General features: G+C 72.8%; 16 protein-coding genes. 13 read left to right on the plus strand and 3 right to left on the minus strand.

Annotation, left to right across the window (positions count from 1 at the left end):
• The first annotated feature begins 230 nt into the window (after positions 1–230).
• The 8 genes from ACFY3N_RS30155 to ACFY3N_RS30190 all read left to right on the plus strand — a co-directional run bounded on the left by ACFY3N_RS30155 (position 231) and on the right by ACFY3N_RS30190 (position 7,585).
• Positions 231–1,367 (plus strand): ParA family protein, encoded by a 1,137-nt coding sequence (locus tag ACFY3N_RS30155; protein WP_390819943.1) that lies wholly within the window; start codon positions 231–233, stop codon positions 1,365–1,367.
• On the plus strand, positions 1,352–1,906 hold the full coding sequence (locus ACFY3N_RS30160; RefSeq protein ID WP_390819944.1) for a hypothetical protein: 555 nt from the start codon (positions 1,352–1,354) through the stop codon (positions 1,904–1,906). The genes ACFY3N_RS30155 and ACFY3N_RS30160 overlap by 16 nt, the downstream gene beginning before the upstream one ends.
• An 18-nt stretch (positions 1,907–1,924) precedes the next feature.
• The gene (locus tag ACFY3N_RS30165; protein WP_390819945.1) at positions 1,925–3,268 is read left to right on the plus strand and encodes a segregation and condensation protein A; all 1,344 of its coding nucleotides are present in this window, start codon (positions 1,925–1,927) and stop codon (positions 3,266–3,268) included.
• Positions 3,265–3,918 carry an SMC-Scp complex subunit ScpB gene (gene scpB, locus ACFY3N_RS30170; protein WP_390819946.1) on the plus strand — a complete coding sequence of 218 codons (654 nt, stop codon included), beginning with the start codon at positions 3,265–3,267 and terminating at the stop codon, positions 3,916–3,918. Before ACFY3N_RS30165 ends, scpB begins: the two co-directional genes overlap by 4 nt.
• Positions 3,918–5,024: a pseudouridine synthase gene (locus ACFY3N_RS30175; protein ID WP_390819947.1), complete on the plus strand. Its 1,107-nt coding sequence runs from the start codon at positions 3,918–3,920 to the stop codon at positions 5,022–5,024. The genes scpB and ACFY3N_RS30175 overlap by 1 nt, the downstream gene beginning before the upstream one ends.
• Positions 5,025–5,087: 63 nt before the next feature.
• A complete protein-coding gene (locus tag ACFY3N_RS30180) occupies positions 5,088–5,807 on the plus strand; it encodes an NUDIX domain-containing protein (protein ID WP_390819948.1) in 720 nt (239 codons plus the stop codon).
• Positions 5,804–6,829, plus strand: a complete 1,026-nt coding sequence (locus ACFY3N_RS30185; RefSeq protein ID WP_390819949.1) for an ADP-ribosylglycohydrolase family protein — start codon at positions 5,804–5,806, stop codon at positions 6,827–6,829. The genes ACFY3N_RS30180 and ACFY3N_RS30185 overlap by 4 nt, the downstream gene beginning before the upstream one ends.
• Positions 6,830–6,832: 3 nt before the next feature.
• Complete coding sequence (locus ACFY3N_RS30190) at positions 6,833–7,585, plus strand: DNA polymerase beta superfamily protein (RefSeq protein WP_390819950.1); 753 nt, start codon at positions 6,833–6,835, stop codon at positions 7,583–7,585.
• Here the strand turns inward: ACFY3N_RS30190 and ACFY3N_RS30195 are convergent.
• Both ACFY3N_RS30195 and ACFY3N_RS30200 read right to left on the minus strand, forming a co-directional pair.
• Complete coding sequence (locus ACFY3N_RS30195) at positions 7,511–8,254, minus strand: DNA polymerase beta superfamily protein (RefSeq protein WP_390819951.1); 744 nt, start codon at positions 8,252–8,254, stop codon at positions 7,511–7,513. The two genes, ACFY3N_RS30190 and ACFY3N_RS30195, sit on opposite strands and share 75 nt — an antisense overlap.
• A 22-nt stretch (positions 8,255–8,276) precedes the next feature.
• On the minus strand, positions 8,277–8,708 hold the full coding sequence (locus ACFY3N_RS30200) for a Rieske (2Fe-2S) protein (RefSeq protein ID WP_390819952.1): 432 nt from the start codon (positions 8,706–8,708) through the stop codon (positions 8,277–8,279).
• 191 nt (positions 8,709–8,899) lie between these two features.
• Here ACFY3N_RS30200 and aroH point away from each other — a divergent pair, with 191 nt between their 5' ends.
• From aroH to der, 5 genes are all read left to right on the plus strand, one after another.
• A complete protein-coding gene (aroH, locus tag ACFY3N_RS30205) occupies positions 8,900–9,262 on the plus strand; it encodes a chorismate mutase (protein ID WP_390819954.1) in 363 nt (120 codons plus the stop codon).
• Positions 9,259–10,344: a prephenate dehydrogenase gene (locus ACFY3N_RS30210; RefSeq protein ID WP_390819955.1), complete on the plus strand. Its 1,086-nt coding sequence runs from the start codon at positions 9,259–9,261 to the stop codon at positions 10,342–10,344. The genes aroH and ACFY3N_RS30210 overlap by 4 nt, the downstream gene beginning before the upstream one ends.
• Positions 10,345–10,497: 153 nt before the next feature.
• Positions 10,498–11,184, plus strand: coding sequence for a (d)CMP kinase (cmk, locus tag ACFY3N_RS30215; protein WP_390819956.1), 687 nt, complete (start codon positions 10,498–10,500; stop codon positions 11,182–11,184).
• Positions 11,181–11,828: a lysophospholipid acyltransferase family protein gene (locus tag ACFY3N_RS30220; RefSeq protein ID WP_390819957.1), complete on the plus strand. Its 648-nt coding sequence runs from the start codon at positions 11,181–11,183 to the stop codon at positions 11,826–11,828. The genes cmk and ACFY3N_RS30220 overlap by 4 nt, the downstream gene beginning before the upstream one ends.
• A 77-nt stretch (positions 11,829–11,905) precedes the next feature.
• The gene (gene der / locus ACFY3N_RS30225) at positions 11,906–13,396 is read left to right on the plus strand and encodes a ribosome biogenesis GTPase Der (protein WP_390819958.1); all 1,491 of its coding nucleotides are present in this window, start codon (positions 11,906–11,908) and stop codon (positions 13,394–13,396) included.
• A gap of 61 nt (positions 13,397–13,457) precedes the next feature.
• On the opposite strand, the gene ACFY3N_RS30230 is transcribed toward der, so the two are convergent.
• Positions 13,458–13,862 (minus strand): hypothetical protein, encoded by a 405-nt coding sequence (locus ACFY3N_RS30230; RefSeq protein ID WP_390819959.1) that lies wholly within the window; start codon positions 13,860–13,862, stop codon positions 13,458–13,460.
• Positions 13,863–13,903: the final 41 nt, after the last annotated feature.

Here is a 13,903-nt window from a genome sequence, read left to right on the forward strand (position 1 = left end):
TGTGAAACCTGCCGTGCGACGGCCGTACGCCCTTGACAGAGGGATGTTTCATTGCCGACACATCGGGCCGGGTCCGGCGGATTGTGTTGCTGCGGACGGCCGACACGCCATAGAGTCGCCAATCGTCGGCATGGTGCCACGCTGACCTGTCCAGAAGTTTCCTGGTCACCAAGGAGGTAAGACGACTTGTGAATGAGTCGACATTTACTCCCGGGGGTGGTCAACCAGGAATGCCTGCGCCGGACCAGGAGCCCGCGGGATTCGCTGCTGTCGGCTCCGTCGCTGTGCGCACCTTCGCAGCCCACCGGAGTCACCGGACTCCAGGGGTGACTCACCCAGCACACCAGAGCATGGATGGCCATCACGTGAACGCCATGGCCGGCGACGGAAGTGGCGCGCCCCACAACCATTTCGCCGACTACGACGAACTGCCCGAGGGGCACTTCTACGACCCCGACGCCGAGTACGAGCCCGATCCCGAGTACGCGGCCACGCTCGCGCCCGACGCGGCGCGCCAGCGCCGTGAGCGCGTCGGTCCGACCGGGCGCCCGCTGCCGTACTTCCCGATCCCGGGTCCGCTGACCGATCACGGTCCCGCGAAGATCATCGCGATGTGCAACCAGAAGGGCGGCGTCGGCAAGACCACGTCGACCATCAACCTGGGTGCCGCGCTCGCGGAGTACGGACGCCGGGTGCTGCTCGTCGACTTCGACCCGCAGGGCGCGCTGTCGGTCGGTCTCGGCGTCAACCCGATGGAACTCGACCTCACCGTCTACAACCTGCTCATGGAGCGGGGCATGGCGGCCGACGAGGTGCTGCTGAAGACCGCGGTCCCCAACATGGACCTGCTGCCCAGCAACATCGACCTGTCGGCGGCCGAGGTGCAGCTGGTGAGCGAGGTCGCGCGCGAGTCCACGCTGCAGCGGGCGCTGAAGCCGCTGATGGACGACTACGACTACATCGTGATCGACTGCCAGCCCTCGCTCGGCCTGCTCACGGTCAACGCGCTGACCGCCGCGCACAAGGTGATCGTGCCGCTGGAGTGCGAGTTCTTCGCGCTGCGCGGTGTGGCGCTGCTGACCGAGACCATCGAGAAGGTCCAGGAGCGGCTCAACCCCGACCTGGAGCTCGACGGGATCCTCGCCACGATGTACGACTCGCGCACGGTGCACAGCCGTGAGGTGCTCGCGCGCGTGGTCGAGGCGTTCGACGACCACGTCTACCACACGGTCATCGGGCGCACGGTCCGCTTCCCGGAGACCACGGTCGCCGGTGAGCCGATCACCACGTACGCGTCCAACTCCGTCGGTGCCGCCGCCTACCGCCAGCTCGCCAGGGAGGTGCTCGCCCGGTGTCACGCCGAGTGAGTCTGCCGGGGGCCGACGAACTCTTCCGTACGACAGGGGGGATGGCGCTCCAGGCGTCGACCCCCAGGCGCCAGGCCAACGGCGACGCCCGTGTCCCCGCACCCGCGGGGGAGGGCGACGCGGCGGCGGCCGCCGTGGAGGACGCGCCGCAGTCGGTGCCCGCGCAGGGCGGCGACGGGGAGGGCGCGGAGCACGTCGCGGCGGACGCGGAGCCGGACGGGGCCGGGGAGTCCCGCAGCCGCGACGCGGCGGGCGCCGGGCGGCGTCAGGCGGCGCAGGACGGTGCGGCCCAGCGCAAGCGGGGGCGGGCGGCGTCACGGCGGCCCAGCGGCCGTGAGCGGCACGACGAGAAGATCACCGTGTACGTCTCCGCCGAGGAGTTGATGGACCTCGAACACGCGCGGCTGGTGCTGCGCGGCGAGCACGGGCTGGCGGTGGACCGGGGCCGCATCGTCCGTGAGGCGGTCGCCGTGGTCCTCGCCGACCTGGAGAGCCGTGGGGACGCCAGCATCCTCGTACGACGTCTCCGGGGACGGTAGCGGTAGCCTGCGGAGGCCATGACCTCGAACGACGCACCCGCCTCCGGCGCCCGGCCGCCCCGCCGGCGCACCCTGGGCAGGGGACCGGGCACGACGTCGGACGGCCCGCCCGCCGGGCGTGGGACGCCCGAGGAGGGCGCGGGGACTCCTCCGGGACCTTCACCGGCGGCGGCACCGGAGACCACGGCCGCGGAGCCGGCCGCGACCGGCGAGGAGACCGCGGAAACCCCGCCGGAGGACGGGCCGCTCGCGTCGCCCGCGGAGTCGGGCCAGCCGGTGATCCTTCCGGAGGGCGGGGCCGCCGTGCCCGGGGAGACGGGGCCGGCGACCGTGGAGCGGGCGGGCGACGGGATGTTTCCCGGGGGGCCGCCACCGGCCGGGCCGGTGGCGCCCCTGGCGCAGGACGCGGCCGCGGAGAGCGTCGTGCGTGCGTCGGGGACGGCGGCAGGACCGGACGGTCCGGCCGCCGGCGCACCGGAACCCGCGCCGGCGGAGGCGGCCGGGGCGGATTCCGCACAGGGTGCTTCGGGGGCGGGCGCCGGTGAGGACGACGACGGGCGGTTCACGGTCCGGCTGGCGAACTTCGAGGGGCCGTTCGACCTGCTGCTGCAGTTGATCGCGAAGCACAAGCTGGACGTCACCGAGGTCGCGCTGTCCGGGGTGACCGACGAGTTCATGGCGTACATCCGGGCCATGGGGTCCGACTGGGACCTGGACGAGACGACCGAGTTCCTGGTCGTGGCGGCCACGCTGCTGGACCTCAAGGCGGCCCGGCTGCTGCCCGCCGCAGAGGTGGAGGACGAGGCCGACCTCGCCCTCCTCGAGGCCCGGGACCTGCTGTTCGCGCGGCTGCTGCAGTACCGCGCGTACAAACAGATCGCCGGCATCTTCAGCCGGCGCCTCGACGACGAGGCCCGCCGCCACCCCCGTACCGTCGGGCTGGAGCCGCGGTACGCCGAGCTGCTGCCCGAGGTCGTCATCGGCATCGGCCCCGAGGGCTTCGCCGGGCTCGCGGTCAAGGCGATGCAGCCCAGGCCCAGGCCGCAGGTTTACGTCGACCACATCCACGCCCCGCTGGTCAGCGTGCAGGAGCAGGCCGGGATCGTCGTCGCCCGGCTCAGGGAACTCGGTGAGGCGAACTTCCGGGCCCTGGTCGAGGACACGGACGACACCCTGACCGTCGTGGCCCGGTTCCTCGCCCTGCTGGAGCTGTACCGCGAGAAGGCCGTCGCCCTCGACCAGGAGGCCGCGCTCGGCGAGCTGACCGTGCGCTGGACCGGCGGGGACACGGACGTCACGCCGACGGTCACCGACGAGTTCGACCGGCCGCCGGAGCAGCCCGAGGAAGAGAGGAAGCCGTGAGCGAGGAGACGACCGGGCCCCCCGCCGGGCCGCGCACCGTCGCGGAGCTCGATCTCAGGCCCGCCCTCGAGGCGGTCCTCATGGTCGTGGACGAGCCCGCGACCGAGGAACACCTGGCGAGGATCCTGGAGCGCCCCAAGCGCCAGGTCGCGGACGCGCTGCGCGAGCTGGCCGACGAGTACGCCGCCCAGGGCCGCGGCTTCGAGCTGCGTCTCGTCGCGGGCGGCTGGCGCTTCTACACCCGCCCCGAGTACGCCGCCGCCGTCGAGGGCTTCGTCCTGGACGGCCAGCATGCCCGGCTCACCCAGGCCGCCCTGGAGACCCTCGCGGTCGTCGCCTACCGGCAGCCGGTCGGCCGCAGCCGCGTCTCCGCCGTGCGCGGGGTCAACTGCGACGGCGTGATGCGCACCCTCCTGCAGCGCGGTCTGATCCAGGAGGCGGGCACGGAACCCGAAACAGGTGCGATCCTGTACACGACGACGAACTACTTCCTGGAGCGGATGGGCCTGCGCGGTCTGGACGAGCTCCCGGAGCTCGCGCCCTTCCTCCCGGAGGCGGAGGCGATCGAGGCCGAGACGCTGGAAGCGGTCCCGTCGTTCGATCCGGACGCCCCGGATTCCGAGGACGCAGACGACAAGACGGAACTTTGATGCGAAGCAGCAGCGGCAGGAACAGCAGCGGAAACAACGGCGGGAGCCGTGGTGGCAACAGCGGCGGCCGCGGCGGGAGCGGCGGTGGCCACCGCGGCGCCGGTGGCAACCGCGACAACCAACAGGGCGGCCGTCCGAAGAAGCCGCGCCCGGAGGAGCGGCGCTACGACGTGGGACCCGGCGCCACCCAGGACGGTCCGAAGTCGGGCCGCGGCCCCTCGGCCCGCGGCGGCGCCAAGGGCGGTCCGAAGCGGCCCCAGCAGCGGGGGCGCAGCGCCCCGGCCACGTCCCGTGAGTACGAGACGCGGGCCGAGGAGCGCAACCGGGAGCGGTACGCGGGCAAGAAGGAGATCAAGCTGCCCAAGACCTTCCCCGGCGCCGAGCAGGAGGGGGAGCGGCTGCAGAAGGTGCTCGCCCGCGCGGGCTACGGCTCCCGGCGTGCCTGCGAGGAGCTGATCGAGCAGGCGCGGGTGGAGGTCAACGGCGAGATCGTCCTCGAGCAGGGCAGGCGGGTCGACCCGGAGAAGGACGAGGTCAAGGTCGACGGCCTGACCGTCGCGACCCAGTCGTACCAGTTCTTCTCGCTGAACAAGCCCGCCGGTGTCGTCTCCACGATGGAGGACCCGGAGGGCCGGCAGTGCCTCGGTGACTACGTCACCAACCGCGAGACCCGGCTCTTCCACGTCGGCCGGCTCGACACCGAGACCGAGGGCGTCATCCTGCTCACCAACCACGGAGAGCTGGCGCACCGCCTGACCCACCCCAAGTACGGCGTGAAGAAGACGTACCTGGCGGCCATCGTGGGCCCGATCCCGCGCGACCTGGGCAAGAGGCTCAAGGACGGCATCCAGCTGGAGGACGGTTACGCGCGCGCGGACCACTTCCGGGTCGTGGAGCAGACCGGCAAGAACTACCTCGTCGAGGTGACCCTGCACGAGGGCCGCAAGCACATCGTGCGCCGGATGCTCGCCGAGGCCGGCTTCCCGGTCGACAAGCTGGTGCGCACCGCCTTCGGACCGATCACCCTGGGCGACCAGAAGTCGGGCTGGCTGCGGCGGCTGTCCAACACCGAGGTCGGGATGCTGATGCAGGAGGTCGACCTCTAAAGGCTTGTCACCGACCCGCACCCCCTTTTATAGTCGTTGTGACTATAAAAGGGGGTGCGGGTCATGGACGGTTACGACAAACACGCCTTCGAGCCCTTCGCCGTCACCGTCGACCTCGCCGTGTTCACCCTCCGCGCGGGCGCGCTGCACGTGCTGCTCGTCGAGCGCGGCCAGGAGCCGTACGCCGGACGGTGGGCGCTGCCCGGCGGCTTCGTCCGGCCGGACGAGTCCGCGGAGCGCGCCGCACGGCGCGAACTGGGCGAGGAGACCGGGCTGACGGACGTCTCCGGGCTGCACCTGGAGCAGTTGCGGACCTACAGCGAACCTGGCCGCGACCCCCGGATGCGGGTCGTCTCCGTCGCCTTCGCCGCCCTCCTGCCCGACGCCCCCGAGGCGCACGGCGGCAGCGACGCGGCACAGGCCCGCTGGACGCCGTACGACTCCGCGCGGGAGCTCGCCTTCGACCACGACCGCATCCTGGCCGACGCGCGGGAACGCGTCGGCGCCAAGCTCGAGTACACCTGCCTGGCCACCGCCTTCTGCCCGCCCGAATTCACCCTCGGCGAGCTGCAACAGGTCTACGAGACCGTCTGGGGCACCGCCCTGGACCGGCCCAACTTCCGGCGGAAGGTGCTCGCCACCCCGGGCTTCGTCGAAGCCGTCCCGGGCGCCGCGCGCCTCACCGGCGGCCGGGGCAAACCCGCCGCGCTCTACCGCGCGGGCACCGCCACCGCCCTCCATCCGCCCCTGCTCCGGCCGACCCCGGAAGGACGCCCCGCATGACCACGACGACCACCGTCACCAAGCGCGCCGCGACAGGCGCGCTCACCGGGCTCGCCCTGGGGGACGCGCTGGGGTTCCCGACCGAGTTCAACGACGTCCCGTCCATCCTCGCCACGTTCGGCCCCTGGCGGGGGATGGACCTGCCCAGGCCGGCGATCGTCACCGACGACACCCAGATGACCCTCGCGCTGGGGCGGGGGCTGCGCACGGCCATGGACCGGGGACCGCTCGCCCCGAAGCGGCTGGAGCGGCCGGTGCGCGAGGAGTTCGTGGAGTGGTGGCGGTCGCCCGAGAACAACCGCGCGCCGGGCAGCACCTGCCTCAAGGCGTGCCACCTGCTGGCCCGCGAGGGCCGGCCCTGGCAGGACGCCAGCCAGATCGGCTCCAAGGGCTGCGGCGCCAATATGCGCGTCGCGCCCGTGGGCCTGGCCCCCGGACTGACCGACGAACAGCGCGCCGGCGCCGCCCAGTTGCAGTCGGCCCTCACCCACGGGCACCCCACCGCGCTCGCCGCCTCCGACCTCACCGCGCACGCCGTACGGCTGCTCGCCGAGGGCGCCGAGCCGACCGGCCTGATCGGGCTGCTGCGCTCCTACGCCTACGAGAACCGCACCCGCTACCACGAGTTCTGGCTCGGCGACCTGTGGACCCGCGCCCAGGACCCCACCCCCGAGCACTTCATCGCGCGCGGCTGGGACGAGTGCCTGGGCGCCCTGGAACGCCTCCGGGACGCCGCGCGCACCGTCTCGCCCGAGACCGACCCCTGCCTGGCCACGGGCGAGGGCTGGATCGCCGAGGAGGCCCTGGCGACCGGCCTGCTCTGCTTCCTCCTCTTCGTCGACGAACCCCTCACCGCCCTGCGCCGCGCCGCCTGCACGGCCGGCGACTCCGACTCCATCGCCTGCCTGACGGGCGCCTTCGCCGGTGCGTACCTGGGCGCGGACGCCTGGCCCGCCGAGTGGGCGGACCGCATCGAGTACCGGGCCGACCTGCTGGCGCTGGGAACGCTCTGGGACGCTTGACCGATGACCGACGCCCTGGACCTCGACCTGAGCCCGGTGATCGCCGAACAGCCCGACCCGGTGCTGTTCGCCACCGTCTCCGGCGCGCACCTGTACGGCTTCCCGTCCCGCGACTCCGACGTGGACCTGCGGGGCGTGCACCTGCTGCCCGCCGCCGACCTCGTCGGGCTGCGCGAGCCGGACGGGACCCGGTCCCGGATGTGGGTCCGGGACGGCGTCGAGATGGACCTGGTCACGCACGACCTGCGCAAGTTCGTCCGCCTGATGCTGCGGCGCAACGGCTACGTCCTGGAGCAGCTGCTGTCCCCGCTGGTCGTGCACACCACCGACGCGCACCGGGAACTGGTCGCGCTCGCCCCGGGTGTCCTCACCCGCCACCACGCCCACCACTACCGGGGCTTCGCGCGGACCCAGTGGCGGCTGTTCGAGAGGACCGGCGAACTCAAACCGCTGCTCTACACCTTCCGGGTGCTGCTCACCGGCATCCACCTGATGCGCTCCGGCGAGGTGCAGCCCCATCTGCCCACCCTCGCCGGGGAGGTCGCGGCCGCCCCGGACCACCTGCCGGAGCTGATCGCCGCCAAGGCGGAGCGCGAGCACGGGGACGCCCCCGTCGACCGCGCACGCGCGCGGGCCGACGTGGAGCGGCTGCACGGCGTGCTGGACGAGGCGCAGGCGGCGTCAGCCCTGCCCGACGCCCCCACCGCGTACGACGCCCTGCACGACCTCGTCGTACGGATCCGCCTGGAGGGCTGAGGCGCGGCGGGTGCGGACGAGGAAGTCCTCCACCCGGCGGCGGTCCGGCTCGGCGGGGAGCGGGCTGCGGTGGGCGGCCCGCTCGGCCTCCTGCGCCAGGCGGGCCATCCGCGCCTCGAACTCCGGCCAGGGGACCTCGCCCCGCTTCACCGCGAGCAGCGGCTCGCGCTCCTCGCCCACGTCGACCGTGAGGGTGCCGGTACGGAGCAGGTCGCGGGCGCTGATCAGCAGGCGGAGCAGGTGCATCGCGTGCTTCCAGCGCGGGACGCCGTGGGCGCGGACGTCGGCCTCCAGTCTGCGGCGCTGGCCGTGGGCGTACCGCGTGAACGTCTCGTGGACCCTGCGGGAGAGGAACGCCTCCCGCAGGGACAACAGCTCGCGGCCGGTGGCGTCGGCGTGCTCCACGAGCGGGGAGTGCAGGCACTCCAGGATGTTGGGGTTGGCGCTCAGAGCCAGCTCGCAGAAGCGTTCCAGCTCCCAGCTGAACTGCTCCTCGGCCGGGCCCTCGACATGCGTCGGCGGCTTCTCGAAGCGCCAGAACAGGGGAGTGGGCGCGAGGAAGACGCCCCGGCGGTCGGTGTCGCTGGACTCCGTGGCCAGACCGAAGGCGCGCGAGCCCATGACGCAGGCGTAGATCGTGTGGTCGCCGACCAGGGTCTCGGGGCGCATGCCCGGGAGCGTACGCGGTGGATCACGCCCGGCGGATCGAATTTCCCTCCACCGTGATCGGCTCCTCGGGCAGGGGCCGGGTCGCGGGGCCCTGTGCCACCGAGCCGTCGGTGATCCTGAAGCGGCTGCCGTGACAGGCGCAGTTGACGGTGCCGTCCGCGACGTCGGCCACGACACAGCCCTGGTGGGTGCAGATCGCCGAGAAGGCCTTGAAACCGCCCTCCTCCGGCTGGGTGATCACGATCTTCTCGTCCGGGATGACCGTGCCCCCGCCCACCGGTACGCCGGCGGTCGAGGCCAGTTCCTGCCCGGCGGTGTCCGGCGAGGCTCCGTCCGTGCCGCCGCCCCCGCTGCCGTTCGCGCCGCCGTCCCCGCCGTCCGGGCCGCAGCCCGCGGCCAGTGCCGCCCCACCTGTCGCCAGAAGGACCGTGCGGCGCGTCGCACGAAGGGCCATGTCATCACTCCCGGGGTCGCGGTTCCCGCATCCTGACACCGAATGCGCCGAACAGGAAGCAACTCACGACAAAGCGTTTCAAACGCTCATATCACCCGTCTCAGCGGGCGAGCGCCCGGCGCCGCCCCGGCGCGGGCTGACTACGCTGGATGACCGAACAGCACACACGCACGTCAGCAAGGAGCATCGTCGTGGCGGTACGCGCGGTCCGGGGGGCCGTCCAGTTGGAGCGGGACGAGGCCGGTCACATGGGGGAGCGGGTCGGCGCGCTGCTCACCGCGATCCTGGAGCGCAACGGCCTGCACACCGACGACCTCATCAGCCTCTGGTTCACGGCCACGCCCGACCTGCACAGCGACTTCCCGGCCGTCGCCGCCCGCAGTCTCGGCATCGTCGACGTCCCCCTGATCTGCGCCCAGGAACTGGACATCGAGGGCGCCATGCCCCGCGTGGTCCGGGTCCTCGCGCACGTCGAGTGCGACAAGCCCCGCGCCGACGTCGCGCACGTCTACCTCGGCGCGGCGGCCGCCCTGCGCAAGGACATCGCCCAGTGAGGACCGCACTCGTCATCGGCACCGGACTGATCGGCACGTCCGCCGCGCTCGCCCTGTCCCGGCGGGGCGTCGTCGTGCACCTCACCGACCACGACCCGGAGCAGGCCCGTACGGCCGCCGCACTGGGCGCCGGCACGGACGGGACGCCCGACGGGCCGGTCGACCTGGCGATCGTCGCCGCCCCGCCCGCCCACGTGGCCGACGTGCTCGCCGACGCGATGCGGCGCGGTGCGGCACGCGGCTACATCGACGTGGCCAGCGTCAAGGGCGGACCGCGCCGCGAGCTGCAGGAGCGCGGGCTCGACCTGTCCCCGTACATGGGCACCCACCCGATGTCCGGCCGCGAGCGGTCCGGTCCGCTGGCCGCCACCGGGGACCTCTTCGAAGGGCGTCCCTGGGTGCTGACCCCGACCCGGGACACCGACACCGAGGTGCTGAACCTCGCCCTGGAGCTGGTCTCGTACTGCAGGGCCGTGCCCGTCGTCATGGACGCCGACGCCCACGACCGGGCCGTGGCCCTCGTCTCCCACATGCCGCACCTGGTGTCCAGCATGGTCGCCGCGCGCCTGGAGCACGCCGAGGAGGCCGCCGTACGACTGTGCGGGCAGGGTATCCGGGACGTGACCCGGATCGCCGCCTCCGACCCCCGGATGTGGATCGACATCCTCTCCGCGAACCCCGGGCCGGTCGCCGACCTGCTCACGGACGTCGCCGCCGACCTGGAGGAGACCGTGCGCGCCCTGCGCGCGCTGCAGTCCTCCGACGAGGACAAGCGCCGCGAGGGCAGCACCGGCATCGAGGACGTGCTGCGCCGCGGCAACGCCGGCCAGGTCCGCGTCCCGGGCAAGCACGGCTCCGCGCCGCGCGTCTACGAGACCGTGACGGTGCTCATCGACGACCAGCCCGGCCAGCTGGCCCGCATCTTCGCGGACGCCGAGCGCGCCGGCGTCAACATCGAGGACGTCCGCATCGAGCACGCCACCGGACAGCAGGCCGGCCTGGTCCAGCTCCTGGTGGAGCCCAAGGCGGCCCCGGTCCTCACCGCGGGACTGCGGGAGCGGGGCTGGGCGATCCGGCAGTGACGGTCCGGAGCGGGGGAGGGCCCGGGGGCTGCTCTTCCCCCGCAGGGCCTGATCGTCCGCTTGTCGGAAGGGTTCCGGGGGGCCGGTAACCTGGTGCGGGGCGTGTCCGCGCCCCGCACACACCACTCCACCGCACCAGGAAGGTGTTCCCCCGTGGAAAACGGCGCCGCCCAGCCCGTGATTGTCGCCATCGACGGCCCCTCCGGCACGGGCAAGTCGAGCACGTCGAAAGCCGTGGCGGCGCAGCTCGGCCTGAGCTACCTGGACACCGGCGCCCAGTACCGGGCGATCACCTGGTGGATGGTGACCAACGGCATCGACATAGACGACCCGTCCGCGATCGCCGCCGTCGCCGGGAAGCCCGAGATCGTCTCCGGTACGGACCCCCAGGACCCGACGATCACCGTCGACGGCGTCGACGTGGCCGGCCCGATCCGCGGACAGGACGTCACCTCCAAGGTCAGCGCGGTCTCCGCGGTCCCCGAGGTACGGACCCGGATCACCGAGCTGCAGCGGTCCATCGCCGCCTCCGCCGTCACCGGCATCGTCGTCGAAGGCCGCGACATCGGCACCACCGTGCTGCCCGACGCCGACCTGAAGATCTTCCTCACCGCCAGCGCGGAGGCCCGTGCCGCCCGCCGCAGTGGCGAGCTCAAGGGCGCCGACCTGAACACCACCCGCGAGGCCCTGATCAAGCGGGACGCGGCCGACGCCGGCCGCAAGACCTCCCCGCTGGCCAAGGCCGGCGACGCCGTCGAGGTGGACACCACCGACCTCACGCTCCAGCAGGTCATCGAGTGTGTCGTCACCCTCGTCGAGGAGAAGCGGGCCGGGAAGTGACCGACGTCCCATCGGTGCGGAGCGCCGAGGTCGGCCGGCGCATCGGCGTCGGTCTGATGTACGGGCTGTTCAGGCCGCGCGTGCTGGGCGCCTGGCGGGTGCCCGCGGCCGGCCCGGTGATCTTCGCCGTGAACCACTCGCACAACATCGACGGCCCCATGGTCATGGGCGTGGCACCCCGGCCGACGCACTTCCTGATCAAGAAGGAGGCGTTCGTCGGCCCGCTCGACCCGTTCCTGACCGGCATCGGCCAGCTGAAGGTGGACCGGCACAGCACCGACCGTACGGCGATCTCCCGGGCGCTGGGCGTGCTGGAGCAGGGCGGCGTCCTCGGCATCTTCCCCGAGGGCACGCGGGGCGAGGGCGACTTCGCCGCGCTCCGCGCGGGACTCGCGTACTTCGCGGTCCGCAGCGGCGCGCCGATCGTGCCGGTGGCCGTCCTGGGAAGTTCCGGGCGGTCCGGACGGTTGATAAAGGCGCTGCCCCCGCTGCGCTCCCGCGTCGACGTCGTCTTCGGCGACCCCTTCGACGCCGGCGACGGAAGCGGCAGACGTACGCGCACGGCGCTGGACGAGGCGACCGAACGCATCCAGAAGCAGCTCACCGCGCACCTGGAAAACGCCAGGCGCCTCACCGGGCGCTGAGCAACACTTGAGTAGTGGACCACCGCCGACTGCGGTGGTCCACCGATCACCACGATGAACGACGAGGTACCGACTTCATGAACGACCACATCCAGCCCGACGGCTCGGACGCGTACGAGGGTGCGCACGAGCACGACCACGGGGCGCTGGGCGATGCCGAGTTCGCGGAGTTCATGGAGCTCGCCGCGGAGGAGGGCTTCGACCTCGAGGACATCGAGGGCGCCATCGAGGCGGCGGGCCACGGTCCGCTGCCCGTGCTCGCCGTCGTCGGCCGTCCCAACGTCGGCAAGTCGACCCTCGTGAACCGCATCATCGGCCGCCGCGAGGCGGTCGTCGAGGACAAGCCGGGCGTCACCCGCGACCGCGTCACCTACGAGGCCGAGTGGGCGGGCCGCCGCTTCAAGGTCGTCGACACCGGCGGCTGGGAGCAGGACGTCCTCGGCATCGACGCCTCCGTGGCCGCCCAGGCCGAGTACGCCATCGAGGCCGCCGACGCGGTCGTCTTCGTCGTGGACGCCAAGGTCGGCGCGACCGACACCGACGAGGCCGTCGTCCGGCTGCTGCGCAAGGCCGGCAAGCCGGTCGTGCTGTGCGCCAACAAGGTGGACGGCCCGAGCGGCGAGGCCGACGCCGCGTACCTGTGGTCCCTGGGCCTGGGGGAGCCGTACCCGGTCTCCGCCCTGCACGGCCGCGGCACCGGCGACATGCTGGACCAGGTCCTGGAGGTGCTGCCCCAGGCCCCGGCGCAGACCTTCGGCACCGCCGTCGGCGGCCCGCGCCGGGTCGCCCTGATCGGCAGGCCCAACGTCGGCAAGTCCTCGCTGCTGAACAAGGTCGCGGGCGAGGACCGGGTCGTGGTCAACGAACTCGCCGGCACCACCCGTGACCCGGTCGACGAGATGATCGAACTCGGCGGCAAGACCTGGAAGTTCGTCGACACGGCGGGCATCCGCAAGCGCGTCCACCTCCAGCAGGGCGCCGACTACTACGCCTCGCTGCGCACCGCCGCCGCCGTCGAGAAGGCGGAGGTGGCCGTCGTCCTCATCGACGCCGCCGACTCCATCTCGGTGCAGGACCAGCGGATCGTCACCATGGCCGTGGAGGCGGGCCGCGCCCTCGTCCTCGCGTACAACAAGTGGGACACCCTCGACGAGGAGCGCCGCTACTACCTGGAGCGGGAGATCGAGACCGAGCTCGGCCAGGTGGCGTGGGCGCCGCGGGTCAACGTCTCGGCGCGCACCGGCCGGCACATGGAGAAGCTGGTCCCCGCCATCGAGACGGCCCTGGAGGGCTGGGAGACCCGGGTCCCGACGGGCAGGCTGAACGCCTTCCTCGGCGAGCTGGTCGCCGCTCACCCGCACCCCGTGCGGGGCGGCAAGCAGCCGCGCATCCTGTTCGGCACCCAGGCGGGTACCAAGCCGCCGCGGTTCGTGCTGTTCGCCTCCGGCTTCATCGAGGCCGGCTACCGGCGGTTCATCGAGCGTCGGCTGCGGGAGGAGTTCGGCTTCGAGGGGACGCCGATCCACATCTCCGTGCGGGTGCGCGAGAAGCGCGGGAAGAAGAAGTAGCCGACGGCAGGCACGGCGAAGGGGCGGCCCCACCGGGGCCGCCCCTTCGCCGTGCCCCGGGTCAGGCGCCCCGGCGCGGGGCCGGCGGCAGTCCGGCCGGCACGTGGTGCATCCCGGAGGCGGTCCGGCCGACCGCGCCGACCCGCTGCCACTGCGGTCCGGCGCCCTGGCGTCCGCCGCCCGCCCCCGCGCCGGGGGCGCCGTCCACGGGGGAGGCGCCGAACGTGCTCGGGCTGTGGCCGCCGTACGAGCCCGTACTGTGCGGGATGTTCCCGAAGGCGGTGAAGCCCAGTTCCTCCTCGCCGCTGCGGTCACCCGGCAGCGAACGGAAGGACTTGACGTACTCGGTGTAGAGGGCGTCGTAGATCGGCGTGGCCGAGAGGCCGCTCCGGGAGACCTGCGCCGGGCGCACGGGTGCGGGGACCGAGGCGAGGGACTGGCGGCGGGGAACGTCGTATGCGTGCACGTATGTCCAAACGACCCCGTGCCGTATGGGATGCGGCCCTT

This window comes from Streptomyces sp. NPDC000348 (assembly GCF_042898795.1).
Classification (GTDB): domain Bacteria; phylum Actinomycetota; class Actinomycetes; order Streptomycetales; family Streptomycetaceae; genus Streptomyces.

Bases quoted from the DNA above. Each gene is read 5' to 3' on its own strand.
- ACFY3N_RS30180 (WP_390819948.1), top strand. From the start codon at position 5,088: ATGGACGGTTACGACAAACACGCCTTCGAGCCCTTCGCCGTCACCGTC.
- ACFY3N_RS30165 (WP_390819945.1), top strand. From the start codon at position 1,925: ATGACCTCGAACGACGCACCCGCCTCCGGCGCCCGGCCGCCCCGCCGG.
- ACFY3N_RS30175 (WP_390819947.1), top strand. From the start codon at position 3,918: ATGCGAAGCAGCAGCGGCAGGAACAGCAGCGGAAACAACGGCGGGAGC.
- der (WP_390819958.1), top strand. From the start codon at position 11,906: ATGAACGACCACATCCAGCCCGACGGCTCGGACGCGTACGAGGGTGCG.
- ACFY3N_RS30190 (WP_390819950.1), top strand. From the start codon at position 6,833: ATGACCGACGCCCTGGACCTCGACCTGAGCCCGGTGATCGCCGAACAG.
- ACFY3N_RS30185 (WP_390819949.1), top strand. From the start codon at position 5,804: ATGACCACGACGACCACCGTCACCAAGCGCGCCGCGACAGGCGCGCTC.
- ACFY3N_RS30195 (WP_390819951.1), bottom strand. From the start codon at position 8,254: ATGCGCCCCGAGACCCTGGTCGGCGACCACACGATCTACGCCTGCGTC.
- ACFY3N_RS30155 (WP_390819943.1), top strand. From the start codon at position 231: ATGCCTGCGCCGGACCAGGAGCCCGCGGGATTCGCTGCTGTCGGCTCC.
- ACFY3N_RS30200 (WP_390819952.1), bottom strand. From the start codon at position 8,708: ATGGCCCTTCGTGCGACGCGCCGCACGGTCCTTCTGGCGACAGGTGGG.